We start from the raw sequence: 15,628 nt of genomic DNA, 5'->3' as shown, positions 1-15,628 counted from the left end.
CCGATCGGAGATGGATCGCGACATCGGCGCTGGTCAGCCGCTACGCTGACCCACACGTCGGCAGCACGTCAACGGAGACGACCGCGACAGGAGGCTCTCATGGAGCGCATCACCAGGGCAGCGGACCGGGTCCACCGCCCGGCCGGACCGTGGACGCCCACCGTCCACCGTCTGCTGGGACACCTGCACGAGCAGGGGTTCGTGGCGGCACCGGAACCCATCGAACTCGGCGACACGCTCGAGACCGTGTCGTTCGTGCCCGGGGTCGCTGGGGAGTACCCCTGGACCGAGGACATCGCCAGCGAGGCCGCCCTCGTCACCAGCGCACGGCTGCTCCGGCACTACCACGACGCGGCCGCCTCCTTCCCGCTCGACGGCACCGTCGACGTGTGGTCGCAGTCCGACCGGGCACCGGTCGAGACCGTCGTGCACGGCGACTTCGCCCCCTACAACTGCGTCTACGACGGCATCCAGGCCGTGGGCATCATCGACTTCGACACGGCGCACCCCGGCCCGCGGGTGTGGGACGTGGCGAGCGCGGTGTACCGGTTCGCGCCGTTCACCACCGGGCAGGTCGAGGGCAGCACCGCCCCGACACTCGACGAACGCCTGGCCCGCGCCGCGGAGTTCTGCGGTGCGTACGGCCTCGACCCCGAGTCCCGCGCCCGTCTCGCTCCGACGATGGTGGCGTCGATCGTCGCGCTCGTGACGACCCTCGAGTCCGAGGCCGCGGCCGGCAACCCCAAGTTCGTCAGCGATCTGCAGCACGGCCACGCCGACCTGTACCGCGCCGACGTGGCCTACCTCGAGGAACACCTCGACGCCATCACCGCAGCGGTCGTCTAGGCCGGTCGCCCGCGTGTGACCCCGACCGCCGCCCAGCTCCGCGCGATGCGCCTGGCTGCGCAGCGCGTCGGGACCACGGGCGGGACACCGCTCGACGTCGTCACGCACATGCACGCGCTGCAGGGGCAGGACCTCGGCCAGTCGCTCTGGGCGGTCGGCGCACGCGCGCTCGGAGTGACACGGCGCGACGTCCGCGCGGCCTTCGACCGCGCGGAGTTCGTCCGGTCGTGGCCGATGCGCGGGACCCTGCACGTCCTGCGGGCGGACACCCTGCGCACGGTCCTGTCGCTCACCGCCGAACGGACCCTCCGCGGGCTCGCACGACGGGCGCGGGAGCTCGGGATCGACGACGCCCTGGTCGGCCGGGCGCGGGACGCGACGATCGAGGCACTGCAGGGCGGTCGTTCCCTCGACCGCGAGGGCGTCTTCGCGCGGTGGCGCGACGCCGGCATCGACGCGTCCGGCCAGCGGGGGTACCACCTGCTCCTGCACCTGTCGCAGCAGGGACTCGTGGCGTGGGGCCCGACCGGCCGGGTCGGCCAGGGACTCGTGCTGCTCGACGAGTGGTCGCCGGCGACCGAGACGGTTCCCGACCACGACGAGGCCCTGCGGCGCACCCTGGTCGGGTACCTGCGCGGCCGTGGCCCCGCGACGGATGCCGACGCGGCGCACTGGACGAAGCTCCCGCTCGGCGAGGTCCGTCGAGCGCGAGCGGTGGCAGGAGCGAGCGTCGAGGACCTCGGTGACGGGATCCTGGCGCTCGCCGACCGTCCCGATCCGGCACCGCTGACCGCCACGCACCTGCTGCCCGGCTTCGACGAGTACCTGCTCGGGTACGCCGACCGCAGCGGCCACCTCGCTGCCGCGCACGCGCAGCGGGTCGTCCCCGGCGCCAACGGCATGTTCCTGGCGATGGTCGTCCACCGCGGCCGGGTGGTCGGCACGTGGCGCACCGCCGAGCGCACTCGTGACGTCCGACTCACGGTCACGCCGTTCGAGCCGCTCTCCGCCGCGGCCACCCGCGCCGTCGACGGGGCTGCCGAGCGCGTCGGGCGGTTCCTCGAGCTGCCCGTGGTGCCGCAGGTCCTGGACCCGGCTGCCTGACGGTCCGGACCGGCGGGTCCGCGTCGGTCCGGCCTCCAGGCAGTCCGCAGCGCGCATGCGGCTGGGTCATACGGAGCGTCGGGTACTGTGCCAGGGCCATGACCGACAGCCCGGCCGACGCCACCCCGTACGAAGTCCTCGGCGTCGCCGCGACCGCCGACGACGAGGAACTCCGACGCGCCTACCGGCGCGCAGCCCGCGAGACGCACCCCGACCTCGGCGGCGACGCCATCCGGTTCCGCCGCGTCCAGATCGCCTGGGAACGCGTCGGCACGCCGGCGGCCCGGCGCGCGTACGACACCGGATCGCGGCCCACCTCCGCCCCGACGGCACCGTCCGGCGGGTCGGACTGGAGGACCGGCTCGGCCCGCGACGCCTACGCACCGCCCACGGTGCGGCGCGACTCCCGCCCGCGTGCCCGCTCCCACGGACACCCCGGCGGTCGCTCGCGCGAGGTCTTCCTCGCCGCCGAGCGCGAGTGGGTCGGTCTCGGCGACCCCATCGAGGACCCCTACGACCCGTCGCTGATCCGCAGCGCGCCGCGGTTCATCCGCCGCCTCCTCGGCGAGGCCCTCGCCGAGGAGGCGACGGCCTCGATCGTCGCCGACATGGGCATGGGCGTGACGGTGTGGCACGACCTCGACGCCGGCGCCGAGGGCAAGCTCGACCACGTCGTGCTGATGCCGAGCGGGCTCTGGGCGCTCGAGTCCATCGACTGGGGCGGGCCCGTGCGCGTGGAGCACGGCGAGGTCGTCGGTGAGACGCTCGAGCCCGGGGAACGCCCGGTCAAGGAGCTCGTCCGTGCGGCTCGCGCCGTGCAGAAGCAGACCCGCGTGCGGTTCACCGGCCGGTTGCTCGTCGTGCCGGACTCCGCGGTCGACGTCGACGTGCAGCTCGTCGGGCCGCAGCGGAAGCCCACGGCGTTCGTCGTCCGACGCAGTGCGCTCGGCCAGGTGCTCAACGGCGTCTGGTCGCCCGAGGGGGCCGTCGACGTCTTCGAGGTCCGCGACCGGCTGCAGCAGACCGTCCGCTTCGTCTGAGTCGGGGTCAGTACCCGCGGAGCTTCTCGAGGTCGCGGCGCTCCCGCTTGCTCGGGCGTCCGGCACCGCGGTCGCGCATCGGCACGAAGCCCGCTTCCTCCTTCGGCAGGCGTGCGGGCGTGCGGTCGTCGAGGTGCTTCGCCGCCTCGGTCGCACCGACGCGCTTGAGGATCAGGCTCTTCACGACGACGATCCGGTCGAAGCCGGCCTGGCGCACGCGGACCTCGTCCCCGGGGCCGACCGGCTGCGAGGGCTTGGCGCGCTCACCGTTGACCTTGACGTGCCCGGCCTTGCACGCGGTCGTGGCGGCGGACCGGGTCTTCGTGATCCGGACCGCCCAGATCCATGCGTCCACCCGGGCCTTGTCCATGCCCCCACCCTAGGCGCGCCGTACGCTCGGGTGCATGGGGGCGGACGCACAGGGGGAGATCGCACGAGCACTCGCGCTCCGGGTGCTCGGCGAGGTGGCCATCGGCGACCGCGTCGTCGTCCGGGCGCTGCACGGTGACGGTGCGTCGGACGCCCTCGGGGAGCTCGTCGCGCGGACGCCGGACACCGTCACGATCGACACCCGCCGGGGCCTCGTGGCGATCGACCTGGCGGACGTCGTCGCCGCCAAGCGCGTCCCGCCGCCGCCCACACCGCGCTCCCGCCTGCGCTGAGGCTCGTGGGCGCACCGTGCGGGGTCAGCACGGTGCGAGGTTGTTCGTCGGTGCGAGGTCGAAGGCGTGGTGCGGCGTCAGTTCCTCGCACGGGCCGGCCAACCCCGCACCGGCCGCGAGGCGAGCACGGCGCACAGCGCCCCGTGGTGAACACGCCCGACCCCGGCGAGCCGTGCCCAACCGGTCCGCCGCCGGGTCGTAGCCTCGGGCCATGGCAGTCCCCGTCCCGCTCGGCACCGAGGACCGCACCGCACGCCTGGTCCTCCGGCGTCCCGACTCCTGGCAGCGTGCGGACGTCGCCCAGGCCGACCTGCGCGTCACCGGTGAGGACGTCGTCCTGACCGTGCGCTCCCGACCGAGTGACCGCACGATCGGGGACGAGAACGCCTCGCTGCTCGACCGGCTGCCGGGCTCCGTCGACGGCCTGCTGCTGGTCGGGTGCGACGTCTGGACCGGCGTCGGCGCCCCCGCACGCCTGGTCGAGTACGTCCGTCCGGACGCCGGCGACGAGGACCGCGACGACGCCCACGGCGACATCGTCGGCGCGCACCTGGTGTTCGTGACCGGACGCCACCGCGTCGACGTCACGGTCGAGCGCCCACTGGCCCGGCTCCGCGCCACGGACGACCTGGTGTTCGCCGTCCTCGAGTCCGTCCGCGCCACCGACACGGTCACGGCCCGGGACAGCCGCGACCTCGAGTCGCTCCCCGTCCCGCCCGTCCCCGCTCCGGTCCTCGGTCCGCAGCTGGGCGACGAGGCCCTCGGGACCCTGCAGAGCATGGCCGGCAAGCGCTGGACCCCGACGCTCCTGCGCACCACGGGCGGCCGCGAACTCGTCGAGGCCGGCCTCGTCGGCCGGTTCGGCACGCTCCCCGCCACGACGCAGACGCTCATCGACCCGTGGAGCGGCGACGCAGCGCCGACCACCCTGGAACAGCACCTGCCCGACGGGCGCGTGTCGCGCCTCCAGGCCTGGGCGGGGACCGTCGTCGACGCGCCGGACGACCGTGGCTCGGTCGTCGCGCGGCTGTCGGCCGAGCGGGTGGTGCAGACGGCGGCCGGGAGGCTCGGTGTCGGTCCGGTGTGGACCTTCCCGTTCCGGACGGGGTCGTTGCGAGCCGACCTGCTCGGTCGGCGCCTGGCCGGCGGCGACGACGCTCCCGACCTGCCCGCGGAACTGGCCGAGGCCGACCCGCGACTGGCGCGGTTCTGGGCGGCCCCGTGGACCGTGTCCTTCCTGCGCCGACCCGGTGCGTCGCGTCCCGTCACCGTCGTGCGTGCAGAGGGTCACGGTTTCGCGAGGGTCGGACGCACGGACGCCGGCGAGACCGCGTTCTCCGCGGAGTCGCCGGCGAACGTGTACCGGTCGCTCGTGCGTGCCTTCCTGTCGGCCGACCCTGCCTAGAGTGCCGGGCCCGCCGTCAGCGTCACCGTGACGGTGCTCGCCGCGCCGGCGCTGTTCGTGTAGCCGACGGTGACCTGGTCGCCGACCGACTTCGACTGGATGACCTGCGTCAGCTGGTCGGAGCTCGTCACCGCGGTGCCGTCGATCGAGGTGATCGTGTCACCGGCGGCGAGCCCCGCGGTCGCGGCACCCGAGCCCGCGACGGTGCCGGCCACCGCGACGCCACCGGTGGTGGCGGTGCCGCTGACCTGCACGCCGAGGAACGCGGGCAGGCCGATCGTGATCGTGCCCGACGCGTCACCGGCCAGGATCTTCTCGGCGATGGACTTCGCCGTGGCGATCGGGATCGCGTACCCGGTGACCTCGGCGGAACCCGACGAGGCCGCGGTCGCCATGCCGACGACCTCGCCCTCGGAGTCCAGCACCGGGCCGCCAGAGTCGCCCGAGACGATGTCCGCCGCGACCTCGATGAGCCCGGAGAGCGACTCGGTCCCCGTGCCGGACTCGCTCTGCACCTGGATGGCCTGGTCCGTCGCCGTGACGGTGCCCTCGGCGGCGACCAGGTTGCCCGTGCCCTCGGCGTTCCCGACGTCGGTGACGGCGTCGCCGGTCTTCGCGCCGCCGTCGTCGTCGAGCGAGACCGTCGACAGGCCGGAAGCGTCCTTGAGCTTGAGCACGGCGACGTCGTTCGTGGCGTCGGCCCCGACCACCTCGGCGTCGTACTGCTTGCCGGTGGTCTCGTCGGTGACGCTGATGCTCGTCGCGCCCTGGATGACGTGGTTGTTGGTCAGGATCGTGCCGTCCGAGGTCAGCACCATGCCGGTGCCGGCGGCCTGGGACGCGGCGTCGTACCCGATCACCGTGTTGATCGTGACGACGCCCTTCTTCTGCGCCGCAGTCGCCGCGGTCGCGGGGGACTGGGTGCTCGACCCGTCGCTGCTCCCGCTGCCACTGCCGTTGCCGCTTCCCTCGCCCGGCACGGTGAAGCCGTTCGTGCCGCTGCCGTCCGAACCCGTGCCGCCGCCCGTGCCCGGCAGGGTCGTCGTGCCCTGCGACTGGCTCGACGTCGTCTGCGTGCCGTGCGAGGACAGGCCGAAGGCGGTGCCTCCGGCGGCGCCGAGGATCGCCAGGGCGGCGACACCGGATCCGATCATGAGACCGAGGCGACGCTTCTTCGTGCCGGGGCGGGTGCCGAAGGCGCCGTTCCAGCCCTGCGGGGCCGCGGCGCCGTGGCTGAACGCGGCGTGGTCGCCGTGCTGGGCCGCGTGGGCCCACGTGTGGGTGCCGGCCAGCGCGGGGCTGCCGATGAGGTACGGGCCGCGGCCGTCGGCGGCGTAGGCGTAGGGACCGGAACCGTCGGGAGCGTAGAGGTACGGGCCCGAGCCGTCGAAGGCGTGGGCGGGACGGAGCGTCGACGCGTCGGCGTGCGGGGCCTCCCACGCGGAGCGGCGTGCGGTGTCCTGGGCGTCGATCGGCGTGGTGCCCGGTTCGGCGTCGGGGTTCGGGGTCTCGTTCATCGGTGCTCTCCGGTCGCTCTCGACGTCCCGGTCGGGCGTCGTGGGTACGAGTACAGGCCCGGAACCCATGACGCACCTATGAACGAGCCCTGCGTGCGCTCACGACTCCCTCGGCGGTCACCGAACGGGAGTCCACGTTAGGGTTGCCTCACCCCTCATGCGTTCCCCGTCGTCCGCGCCACCGGCGCCCAGCTCCGTGCCACGACTCGTCGGCGCGACCGTCCTCGCGGTCGTGGTCCTCGCCGTCGCGGTGGCGTTGAGCGTCGCCTTCGGGTCGCGGCCGATCCCGCTCGGCACGGTGTTCGACGCCGTGCTGCACCCGGGCCGGAACGACGAGGTCGGGCTGATCGTGATCGGCAACCGCGTGCCCAGGACCGTCGTGGGCCTGCTCGCCGGGGCCGCGCTCGGCGTCGCCGGCGCGGTCATGCAGGGCGTGACGCGGAACCCGCTCGCCGACCCGAGCATCCTCGGCATCAACTCCGGCGCCGCCCTGGCCGTCGTCACGGGCATCGCGGTCTTCGGGATCAGCGGGACCGCCGCCTACCTGCCCTTCGCGTTCGCCGGTGCGGCCCTGGCGGCCCTGTTGGTCTACGGCATCGCCGCGGTCGCGCGCCGCGGTCTGACGCCGGTCGGACTCGCCCTCTCCGGCGCGGTCGTCGCGGCGGCGCTCGGTTCGGTGACGACCGCGGTGCTCGTGACCAGTCAGAGCCTGCTCGACCAGCTGCGGTTCTGGCAGGTCGGCGCGCTCGCCGGCAAGGACCTCGGCACGGCGGGCGTCGTCACCGTGCCCGTGCTCGTCGGGCTCGTCCTCGCCGTCGCGCTCGGGCGGTCGCTCAACACCCTGGCGCTCGGCGACGAGCTCGCGGCGTCCCTCGGGCAGCGGGTCGTGCTCGTCCGGGCGCTCGGGGGGCTCGTCACGGTCCTGCTCGCCGGGTCCGCCGTCGCGGCAGCCGGTCCCGTCGCGTTCATCGGGCTCGCCGTGCCGCACGCCGTCCGACGACTGAGCGGTCCGGACCACCGCTGGACGATCCTGCTGTCGGCGGTCGTCGCTCCGGCGTTCCTGCTCGTCGCCGACGTCGTCGGTCGCGTCGTGGCGTACCCGGGGGAGCTGCAGGTCGGCATCGTCACCGCGCTGATCGGCGCTCCCGTGTTCATCGCGCTGGTCCGTTCGAAGGCGGTGCGTGGCCTGTGAGCAGGCGCGTGGTCGGTGTCCGGCGAGAGCTCGTCGTCCTGGGATCGGTGCTCGTGGTGCTCGTCGCACTGGTGCTCGTGGGCCTGGGCGTCGGCGAGATCCCCCTCGCACCCGGACAGGTCGTCGCGGCGCTCGTCGGGCACGGCGACACGGTGTCGGACTTCGTGATCGGGCAGCTCCGCGGACCCAGGACCCTGGCGGCGCTCCTGGTCGGGGCGAGCCTCGGCGTCGCGGGGGCCATCGTGCAGAGCATCGTCCGGAACCCGATCGCGAGCCCCGACGTCATCGGCATCACCTCGGGTGCGAGCGCAGCCGGGCTCACCGCCATCGTGCTGTTCGGTGCGTCCGGCGTCAGCCTGTTCGCGACCGTCGTCGTCGGGGCGCTCCTGGTCTCGGTGGTGATCGCGGGGCTGGCCTGGCGTCGGGGGATCACCGGCAACCGGGTGGTCCTGGTCGGCATCGGCGTCGCGGCGATGTGCCTGAGCGTCACCGGGTGGCTGCTGACGAGCGGCTCCGTGCAACAGGCGGGCACGGCGCTGCTCTGGCTCTCCGGCAGTCTCAACGCGGTCGACCGCGGGATCGTCGGCGTGCTCGGGATCGCGTTCGTCGTGCTCGTGGTCGCCGCGCTCGTGCAGTCGCCGCGCCTGACGGTCCTGACCCTCGGGGACGAGGTGGCCTCGTCGCTCGGACTGCGTCCCGACCGCGCGAAGGTCCTGCTGCTCCTGACCGCGGTGTGCCTGACCGCCGGAGCCGTCGCGACCGCCGGCCCGGTGTCGTTCGTCGCGCTGATGGCAGCACCGATCGCCCGACGACTGGTGGGCGGGGGACGCGTCGCGCTGGCACCCGCCGCCGGGGTCGGCGCGACCATCGTCCTGGCGAGCGACCTGGTCGCGCAGTTCGCGATCCCCGGCACCGCGCTGCCGGTCGGTGTCGTGACGGGCGTCGTCGGCGCGCCCTACCTGCTCTGGCTGCTCGCCCGCGGGCGCTGAGCGGCGACGCGCCACTGGTCCCTCCGCGGCCGCGAGCCGTCGCGCCGGACCCGCACCGGGCCTCCTGACCGACCCGTCCGGACGCGCAACCCGCACGCACCCCGCAGCGGTGTTGCGGGATGCCGCACAGCAGGCCCGGAACCCCCCGTCCGGGTGTCCACGTCCCCCGTCGTGTCCCCCTACCGTCGGACACGAACCGGACACCCGACAGCGCGCGAACCCGATCGCGGGCTGGTCCGGACGACAGAAGGACACCCATGCCCGAAGAGTTCGACGCCGCGCCCGTGCGCCGTCGGCAGTGGGGTTCCGAGCGGCGTACCCACCCGCTCGACACACTGCACGCCCGCCCCTCCGACCGGAAGCTCGTCTCCGGCCGGATCGCCATCATCCTGACCATCGCCTTCTGGCTGGCGTACGTCGTCTACACGGTGATCCGCCAGTTCCTCGACTACGGCACCGAGAGCTTCCGGTTCACCACCGAGGCGCTGTCGTACCTGGTCGTGGTGACCTTCCTGACCTTCTCTGCGCTGATGCACCTCATCGCGCGGCAGGGGGCGCTCGAGCGGTTCGCCACGCACGTGCGGGTGCCGCGCGCCGAACTCGACCGGCACTTCGCCGCGGGCCACGAGTCACCGCTGACCGTCCTGGTGCCGAGCTACGCCGAGGAGCCCGACGTCGTCGCGACCACCCTGTGGTCGGCGGCGCTGCAGGAGTACCCGTCGCTGCGCATCGTCCTGCTCGTGGACGACGCACCGTTCCCGACCGACCCCGAGACCCTCGCCAAGCTGCAGCGCACCCGCGCGGTCGCCGCCGGCATCCAGACGCAGCTCGCCCCGGCGGCCGAGCGCTTCCAGGAGGCGCTCCTGTCCGCCGAGGTCGAGGCGTCCCACACCCCGACCGCGACCGTCGACTCGCTCCGCACGCTCGTCGAGCACCACCGCTGGGCCGACGCCTGGCTGCGGCGTCACGCCCGCGAGCACGACGTCGTCGACCACGTCGACCGGTTCTTCAACGACCAGGTGCTGGTCGGGCTGGCGGACGAGTTCCGCCTGACGTCCGACGCGCTCGACGCGGCGATCACCGATGCGCTGGACGCGGCTGACCCGTCGCGCACCGACACGGCCGACACCGAGCAGCGCCCCGTGCTGACCGGCGTCAGTTCGGCGCGCGTCGTCGAGCTGCAGCGTCGCCTGACCTGGACCTTCACGGCCGAGATCACGACGTTCGAGCGCAAGCGCTTCGCCAACCTCTCCGACGAGGCGAACAAGGCGATGAACCTCAACTCGTACATCGGGCTGCTCGGTGGCGCGTACGCGTTCGACGAGACGGCCTCGGGCACGATCCTCCGTACCGTCACCGACCCGGAGACCGCCGACCTCGTGGTCCCCGCGTCGGACTACGTGCTGACCCTCGACGCCGACTCGGTGCTGCTGCGCGACTACTGCCTGCGCCTGGTCTACTTCCTCGAGCAGCCGGAGAACGCCCGCGTCGCCGTCACGCAGACGCCGTACTCGTCGTTCCGCGGCGCTGCGACGCGCATCGAGCGGCTCGCCGGCGCGACCACGGACATCCAGCACATCCTGCACCAGGGCATGTCCCGGCACGACGCGACCTTCTGGGTCGGCGCCAACGCGGTCATCCGGACCCGTGCGCTCCGCGACATCGAGGAGGTCGAGACCGTCGGCGGCTTCGAGGTGAAGCGCTACGTGCAGGACCGTACGGTCATCGAGGACACCGAGTCGAGCATCGACCTCGGCATGCACGGCTGGACCCTCGTCAACTACCCGGAGCGGCTGTCCTACAGCGCGACCCCGCCGGACTTCGGGTCGCTCATCGTGCAGCGTCGACGGTGGGCCAACGGCGGTCTGCTGATCCTGCCGAAGTACCTGCGTCAGGTCCGCGAGCGTCGAGCCCGGGGCGAGCGGGTCGGCATCATCGAGATGGCACTGCGCGTCAACTACATGGCGTCGATCGCGTGGGGGTCGCTCGGGCTCATCTTCCTGCTGGCCTACCCGTACGACTCGCGGCTGCTCAGCCCGATGGTGCTCCTCGCCGCGCTGCCCTACTTCTGGCTCTACGGCAGCGACCTGAAGTACTGCGGGTACCGGCGGACGGACATCCTGCGGATCTACGGCTTCAACCTCATCCTGATGCCGGTCAACGTCGCCGGCGTGCTCAAGAGCATCCAGCAGGCGCTCACGGCGAAGAAGATCCCCTTCGCCCGCACGCCCAAGGTCCGCGACCGCACGGCTTCGCCCGCGCTGTACGTCCTGGCTCCGTTCGCGATGGTGGCCTTCTCGGTGTTCACGTTCATGCGCGACTCCGACGCCGGCAACTGGGGCAACGCGGTGTTCGCCGCGTTCAACGCCCTGCTCGCGCTGTACGCGATCGTCGCCTACATCGGGCTCTGGAACGCCGTCGTCGACGTGTTCCTCTGGGCGACGTCCTGGATGTACTACGACCCGTCCGCCCGGGCCGCCCGACGCGCATCGCGCCGTGCTGCCCGTGCGTCCCGCCGTGCCGCGAAGCGCGGCCGCACTCCCGAGCTGCAGCCCGTCACCGAGGACTGGCGCGCCGTCCTCTACTTCGGTGACCGCGGCCACGCGATGCCGAACCGCCACCACGCGGACGTCGTCGGCGCGGCGCGGAGCATCGCGCACCCCACATCGACCACCACGAACGAGAAGACGGCCGCCTGACCATGTCGAGCACGAAACGCCTCTCACCGATCCGCGTCTCGCTGGCCGCCGTCGTGGCCGTCGCCCTGGTCGGCGCCGGCTGGGTCGGCTTCGACCGCTGGCAGTCCGCCCAGGCCTCGGAGACCCAGTCGCCCTGGTTCGCGGCCTACACCGACGTGACCGCCACGCCGACGTTCGCCTTCGAGGACGTCAAGAGCCACCGCGGCCGCAACGTCATGCTGTCCTTCGTGGTCGCCGACCACGACGCCGCGTGCAGCCCGAGCTGGGGGTCGTACTACTCCATGCAGGGCGCCTCGGACCAGCTCGACCTCGACCGGCGCATCGCCCGGTTGCAGCAGCAGCAGGGCGAGGTCGGCGTGTCCTTCGGCGGTCTGGCGAACGACGAGCTCGCCACGACCTGCACGGACACCGACGACCTGGTCGACGCCTACGCCAGCGTGGTGCGTCGCTACGACGTCAGCACCGTGGACTACGACGTCGAGGGGGACGACCTGACGAACCACGCTGCGGGCCAGCGGCGTGCGGAGGCCGTCGCCACCCTGCAGCGCGAGCGTCGCGACGCCGGTCACCCGCTAGCGGTCTGGCTCACCCTGCCCGTCGCACCGGCCGGCCTGACGAGCGACGGCACCACCGCCGTCGCCCAGTTCCTGAAGGCCGGGGTGGACCTGGCCGGGGTCAACGCCATGACCATGGACTACGGCGACGCCAAGGGCGCCAGCCAGAGCATGTACGGCGCGTCGGTGCAGGCACTCCAGCAGGTCCACCGGCAGCTCGGCGTGCTCTACACCCGCGCCGGCACCCCGCTGTCCGACGGCACGCTGTGGCACAAGGTCGGCGCGACGCCCATGATCGGGCAGAACGACGTGCAGGACGAGGTCTTCTCGATGGCCGACGCCCGCAAGCTGAACGCTTGGACCCGGCAGCAGGGCCTCGGCCGCATGTCGATGTGGTCCCTGAACCGCGACACGACGTGCGGCTCGAACTACGTCAACCTGTCCACCGTGTCGAACTCGTGCTCGGGCGTCGACCAGCACGGCGTGCTCTTCGCGGACGTCCTCGGCAAGGGCTACTCGGGTCGGGTGCTGGCCGCTGCGTCGGGCGTCACGACGGCGGAGCCCTCCGCCACCGTGCAGCCCACCGACGACCCCTCGACCAGCCCGTACCCGGTCTGGAACGCGGACGCCTCGTACCTCGAGGGCACCAAGACCGTCTGGCACCGCAACGTCTACCAGGCGAAGTGGTGGACGTCGGGCGACCTGCCCGACGACCCGGTGCTCAGCGCGTACGAGACCCCGTGGCAGCTCGTCGGCCCGGTCCTGCCGGGCGAGAAGCCGGTGAAGCCGGTCACGCTGCCCGCGGGGACGTACGACGCCTGGTCCGGCACGACCACGTACGACACGGGTGCTCGCGTGCTGTTCCACGGCACGCCGTACCAGGCGAAGTGGTGGAACACCGGCGACAGTCCACAGGCGTCCACCAGCGACCCGGACGGGTCGCCGTGGGTCCGGCTCAAGGACGCCGAGGTGCGGCGGATCCTGCAGGACGTCCAGGCCGGCGGGGCGGCCCCCACGGCCGACGCCGACTGACGTCGCCGGAGACGGTCTGGAGGCTCGGCGCGGTCCCGCACCGAGCCTCCCGTCCGCCACCTGGCGGACACCGCGTGTCCGCTCGCCGCGGACAGTCCGTGTCACCCGTCCACGGGGCTCTCGACGGACCTCTGGTTTCCGATACGCTTGGACGCCAAGAGGAGGAGGTCCACGATGCCAGATCCAGTGGTCCCGCAGCCCGAGGGACAGAAGACCCCGGAGCAGCGGCTGGTCGACACGACGCTGACCTTCAGCATGGAACTCGGAGCGGCACTCACGCCCGAGTCCGGTGTCTCGCCCGAAGAACGCGACGCGATCAACGCGCTGCCGTCCGGTTCCGCGCTGCTCGTCGTGCGCCGTGGCCCCAACGTCGGCGCCCGGTTCCTGCTCGACTCGGACGTCACGACGGCCGGCCGACACCCCGACGCCGACATCTTCCTCGACGACGTCACCGTGTCGCGCAAGCACGCGCAGTTCCTGCGGAGCGGCACCAGCTTCACCGTCAAGGACAACGGCTCGCTCAACGGCACCTACTTCGACGGGGAGCGCATCGACGAAGCGCCGCTCGCCGACGGGGCCGAGGTACAGGTGGGCAAGTTCCGCCTGACGTTCTACGCGTCCCGCGTCGACCTGGCGCGCCTGGCGAACGCGTAGTGGCTGCGCGCTCGGCCGCGGTGCGGTCGGGTTCGCCTGCTGCGGACCTGCTGACGATCGGGCAGGTCCTGGCTCGGCTCAAGCCGGAGTTCCCGGACCTGTCGAGTTCGAAGCTGCGCTTCCTCGAGGAGCGCGAACTCGTGACGCCGATCCGGACCGCCAGCGGGTACCGCAAGTTCTCGCCCGCCGACCTCGAGCGCCTGCGGGTCGTCCTGGGGCTGCAGCGCGACCACTACCTGCCGCTCAAGGTCATCAAGGAGTACCTCGCCGACCTCGACGCCGGGCGCGAGCCCGTGCTACCGGGTGGCGGTGACGGACCGAAGCCGTCGATCCTCGGGGGCGAGAAGCGCTACTCCCGCGACGACCTCGTCCGAGCGGCCGGCGCGTCGCCGATGCTGCTGTCGGACGCCGTCTCCGCGTCGCTGCTGCCGGCGTCCGACACCTTCGGCGAGGACGCGGTCGTCGTCCTCAAGGCCCTCGTCGAGCTGCAGCGCACCGGCATCGAGCCGCGCCACCTCCGGACGTTCCGCAGCACCGCCGAGCGCGAGGTCGGCCTCATCGAGTCGGCGCTGATGCCCGTCTCACGCCGTGGGGACGCCACCGCGAAGGCCAAGGCACTCGAGGCCGCGCGCGAGATCGCCGGGCACCTCGAGGTCATCCGTTCCAACCTCATCCGCGCGGCGATCGGGCGGATGGACGCATGAGCGTGCGAGGTGCGAGGCCTGTCGTTCCGTCGGTGCGTGGGCGTATCCTCGACACGCCGGACGCGCCGAGTCGGATGTCCCGCGCGGGAGCCGTCGGAGTCGCTACCGTTGACCTCGGCACAACTCTCAACCCGTCGTTGAAGCTTCGGGTGAGGGCTCGATCGTCCTGGAAGGCAGTCCAATGAGTGGGAACGAAACCCCCGGTACCCCGTCAGACATGACGCGGTACGACCTCGGTCTGCTCTTCACCGACGGCCTGCCCGAGCACGACGAGCAGAACGGCTACCGCGGCACCGTCGCCGCCAAGGCCGCCGGCATCAGCTACCGCCAGCTCGACTACTGGGCCCGGACCGAGCTCGTCGAGCCCACGATCCGCGGGGCCGCCGGTTCCGGGTCGCAGCGGCTGTACGGCTTCCGCGACATCCTCGTGCTCAAGCTCGTGAAGCGCCTGCTCGACACCGGCATCTCGCTCCAGCAGATCCGCACCGCCGTCAACCAGCTCCGCGAGTCCGGCGTCTCCGACCTGGCACAGACCACGCTGATGTCCGACGGTGCATCGGTGTACCTGTGCACCTCGGACGACGAGGTCATCGACCTGGTCTCGCGCGGGCAGGGCGTGTTCGGCATCGCGGTGGGCAAGGTCCTGCGCGAGGTCGAGACCTCGCTCGTCGAGCTCGACGCGACCCCGGCGGCCGACCCCGCCGACGAGCTCGCCGCGCGCCGCGCCACCCGCGCTTCCTGACGCACGCGTCCCGCGTGACCCCTGCGCCCGCGTGACCCCTCGCCCGCGTGACCCCTCGCCCGCGTGACCCCTCGCCCGCGTGACCCCTCCAGGTTCCACAATTCGCGCATCTCAACGCTCGTGACAGTCGACTCGTGCCACCTCGAGGGACGTGAGCGGCGAGTCGTGGAACTCCGGCAGTGTGCGAGGCGGATCGAGGCTGCACCTCAGGGGCACCTCACGCGTCCGACGTCGCGGGACATGCCGTGCGAAGGCGCCTGACGTCGCACAGCCCGTCGCTCGGGCGCGGCTCGGGCGGCAGTTCGGGCGACCTCGGTGCCCGCGAACGGTGAGCGCGTGATCGGGATGTGGCGGTCGCCCTCCCTGCAGGACTGACGCTCGACATCTCACGACATGCCGCGCGCAGGACGACCACGTCGCACGGTCCGCCGTGCGGAACACGATCAAGCGGCAGTTTGCGCGACCTCGGCAGACGCGGACGGCCCGAG

14 protein-coding genes are annotated in these 15,628 nt (G+C 72.7%); 12 read left to right on the top strand and 2 right to left on the bottom strand.

Going from position 1 to position 15,628, the window contains the following annotated elements; genetic code table 11:
• Positions 1-99: 99 nt before the first annotated feature.
• From ASG04_RS14195 to ASG04_RS14185, 3 genes are all read left to right on the top strand, one after another.
• Positions 100-846: a phosphotransferase enzyme family protein gene (locus ASG04_RS14195; protein ID WP_056125511.1), complete on the top strand. Its 747-nt coding sequence runs from the start codon at positions 100-102 to the stop codon at positions 844-846.
• A gap of 15 nt (positions 847-861) precedes the next feature.
• Positions 862-1,950: a winged helix DNA-binding domain-containing protein gene (locus ASG04_RS14190; RefSeq protein ID WP_056125509.1), complete on the top strand. Its 1,089-nt coding sequence runs from the start codon at positions 862-864 to the stop codon at positions 1,948-1,950.
• A 98-nt stretch (positions 1,951-2,048) separates the two neighbouring features.
• Positions 2,049-2,990, top strand: a complete 942-nt coding sequence (locus tag ASG04_RS14185; RefSeq protein WP_056125507.1) for a DnaJ domain-containing protein — start codon at positions 2,049-2,051, stop codon at positions 2,988-2,990.
• Positions 2,991-2,997: 7 nt separating this feature from the next.
• On the opposite strand, the gene ASG04_RS14180 is transcribed toward ASG04_RS14185, so the two are convergent.
• The gene (locus ASG04_RS14180; RefSeq protein WP_056125506.1) at positions 2,998-3,360 is read right to left on the bottom strand and encodes an RNA-binding S4 domain-containing protein; all 363 of its coding nucleotides are present in this window, start codon (positions 3,358-3,360) and stop codon (positions 2,998-3,000) included.
• A gap of 34 nt (positions 3,361-3,394) precedes the next feature.
• Here ASG04_RS14180 and ASG04_RS14175 point away from each other — a divergent pair, with 34 nt between their 5' ends.
• Together ASG04_RS14175 and ASG04_RS14170 are read left to right on the top strand one after the other, a co-directional pair.
• The gene (locus tag ASG04_RS14175; protein ID WP_056125504.1) at positions 3,395-3,652 is read left to right on the top strand and encodes a hypothetical protein; all 258 of its coding nucleotides are present in this window, start codon (positions 3,395-3,397) and stop codon (positions 3,650-3,652) included.
• 211 nt (positions 3,653-3,863) lie between these two features.
• Positions 3,864-5,057: a hypothetical protein gene (locus ASG04_RS14170; RefSeq protein WP_056125501.1), complete on the top strand. Its 1,194-nt coding sequence runs from the start codon at positions 3,864-3,866 to the stop codon at positions 5,055-5,057.
• Here the strand turns inward: ASG04_RS14170 and ASG04_RS14165 are convergent.
• On the bottom strand, positions 5,054-6,574 hold the full coding sequence (locus tag ASG04_RS14165; protein WP_235515551.1) for a S1C family serine protease: 1,521 nt from the start codon (positions 6,572-6,574) through the stop codon (positions 5,054-5,056). The genes ASG04_RS14170 and ASG04_RS14165 overlap by 4 nt on opposite strands.
• A gap of 157 nt (positions 6,575-6,731) precedes the next feature.
• Here ASG04_RS14165 and ASG04_RS14160 point away from each other — a divergent pair, with 157 nt between their 5' ends.
• From ASG04_RS14160 to ASG04_RS14130, 7 genes are all read left to right on the top strand, one after another.
• Positions 6,732-7,766: an iron chelate uptake ABC transporter family permease subunit gene (locus ASG04_RS14160; protein WP_082518159.1), complete on the top strand. Its 1,035-nt coding sequence runs from the start codon at positions 6,732-6,734 to the stop codon at positions 7,764-7,766.
• Positions 7,763-8,755 carry a FecCD family ABC transporter permease gene (locus ASG04_RS14155; RefSeq protein WP_056125499.1) on the top strand — a complete coding sequence of 331 codons (993 nt, stop codon included), beginning with the start codon at positions 7,763-7,765 and terminating at the stop codon, positions 8,753-8,755. Before ASG04_RS14160 ends, ASG04_RS14155 begins: the two co-directional genes overlap by 4 nt.
• A gap of 257 nt (positions 8,756-9,012) precedes the next feature.
• Complete coding sequence (locus ASG04_RS14150) at positions 9,013-11,454, top strand: glycosyltransferase family 2 protein (protein WP_056125498.1); 2,442 nt, start codon at positions 9,013-9,015, stop codon at positions 11,452-11,454.
• Positions 11,455-11,456: 2 nt separating this feature from the next.
• Positions 11,457-13,040, top strand: coding sequence for a chitinase (locus ASG04_RS14145; protein WP_056125496.1), 1,584 nt, complete (start codon positions 11,457-11,459; stop codon positions 13,038-13,040).
• Between the two features lie 174 nt (positions 13,041-13,214).
• Positions 13,215-13,694, top strand: a complete 480-nt coding sequence (locus tag ASG04_RS14140) for an FHA domain-containing protein (RefSeq protein WP_056125493.1) — start codon at positions 13,215-13,217, stop codon at positions 13,692-13,694.
• Positions 13,694-14,398, top strand: a complete 705-nt coding sequence (locus ASG04_RS14135; protein WP_056125492.1) for a MerR family transcriptional regulator — start codon at positions 13,694-13,696, stop codon at positions 14,396-14,398. The genes ASG04_RS14140 and ASG04_RS14135 overlap by 1 nt, the downstream gene beginning before the upstream one ends.
• 217 nt (positions 14,399-14,615) lie before the next feature.
• On the top strand, positions 14,616-15,140 hold the full coding sequence (locus ASG04_RS14130; RefSeq protein WP_414835831.1) for a MerR family transcriptional regulator: 525 nt from the start codon (positions 14,616-14,618) through the stop codon (positions 15,138-15,140).
• Positions 15,141-15,628 lie beyond the last annotated feature (488 nt).

Source organism: Curtobacterium sp. Leaf183 (genome assembly GCF_001424385.1).
Lineage (GTDB): Bacteria > Actinomycetota > Actinomycetes > Actinomycetales > Microbacteriaceae > Curtobacterium.
The sequence above is the reverse complement of the archived record's forward strand: the minus strand, read 5'-3'. Positions and strand labels throughout refer to the sequence as shown.

Coding starts and splice junctions, on each gene's coding strand:
- ASG04_RS14195 (WP_056125511.1), top strand. CDS start 100: ATGGAGCGCATCACCAGGGCAGCGGACCGGGTCCACCGCCCGGCCGGA.
- ASG04_RS14130 (WP_414835831.1), top strand. CDS start 14,616: ATGACGCGGTACGACCTCGGTCTGCTCTTCACCGACGGCCTGCCCGAG.
- ASG04_RS14180 (WP_056125506.1), bottom strand. CDS start 3,360: ATGGACAAGGCCCGGGTGGACGCATGGATCTGGGCGGTCCGGATCACG.
- ASG04_RS14140 (WP_056125493.1), top strand. CDS start 13,215: ATGCCAGATCCAGTGGTCCCGCAGCCCGAGGGACAGAAGACCCCGGAG.
- ASG04_RS14165 (WP_235515551.1), bottom strand. CDS start 6,574: ATGAACGAGACCCCGAACCCCGACGCCGAACCGGGCACCACGCCGATC.
- ASG04_RS14150 (WP_056125498.1), top strand. CDS start 9,013: ATGCCCGAAGAGTTCGACGCCGCGCCCGTGCGCCGTCGGCAGTGGGGT.
- ASG04_RS14185 (WP_056125507.1), top strand. CDS start 2,049: ATGACCGACAGCCCGGCCGACGCCACCCCGTACGAAGTCCTCGGCGTC.
- ASG04_RS14160 (WP_082518159.1), top strand. CDS start 6,732: ATGCGTTCCCCGTCGTCCGCGCCACCGGCGCCCAGCTCCGTGCCACGA.
- ASG04_RS14145 (WP_056125496.1), top strand. CDS start 11,457: ATGTCGAGCACGAAACGCCTCTCACCGATCCGCGTCTCGCTGGCCGCC.
- ASG04_RS14175 (WP_056125504.1), top strand. CDS start 3,395: ATGGGGGCGGACGCACAGGGGGAGATCGCACGAGCACTCGCGCTCCGG.
- ASG04_RS14170 (WP_056125501.1), top strand. CDS start 3,864: ATGGCAGTCCCCGTCCCGCTCGGCACCGAGGACCGCACCGCACGCCTG.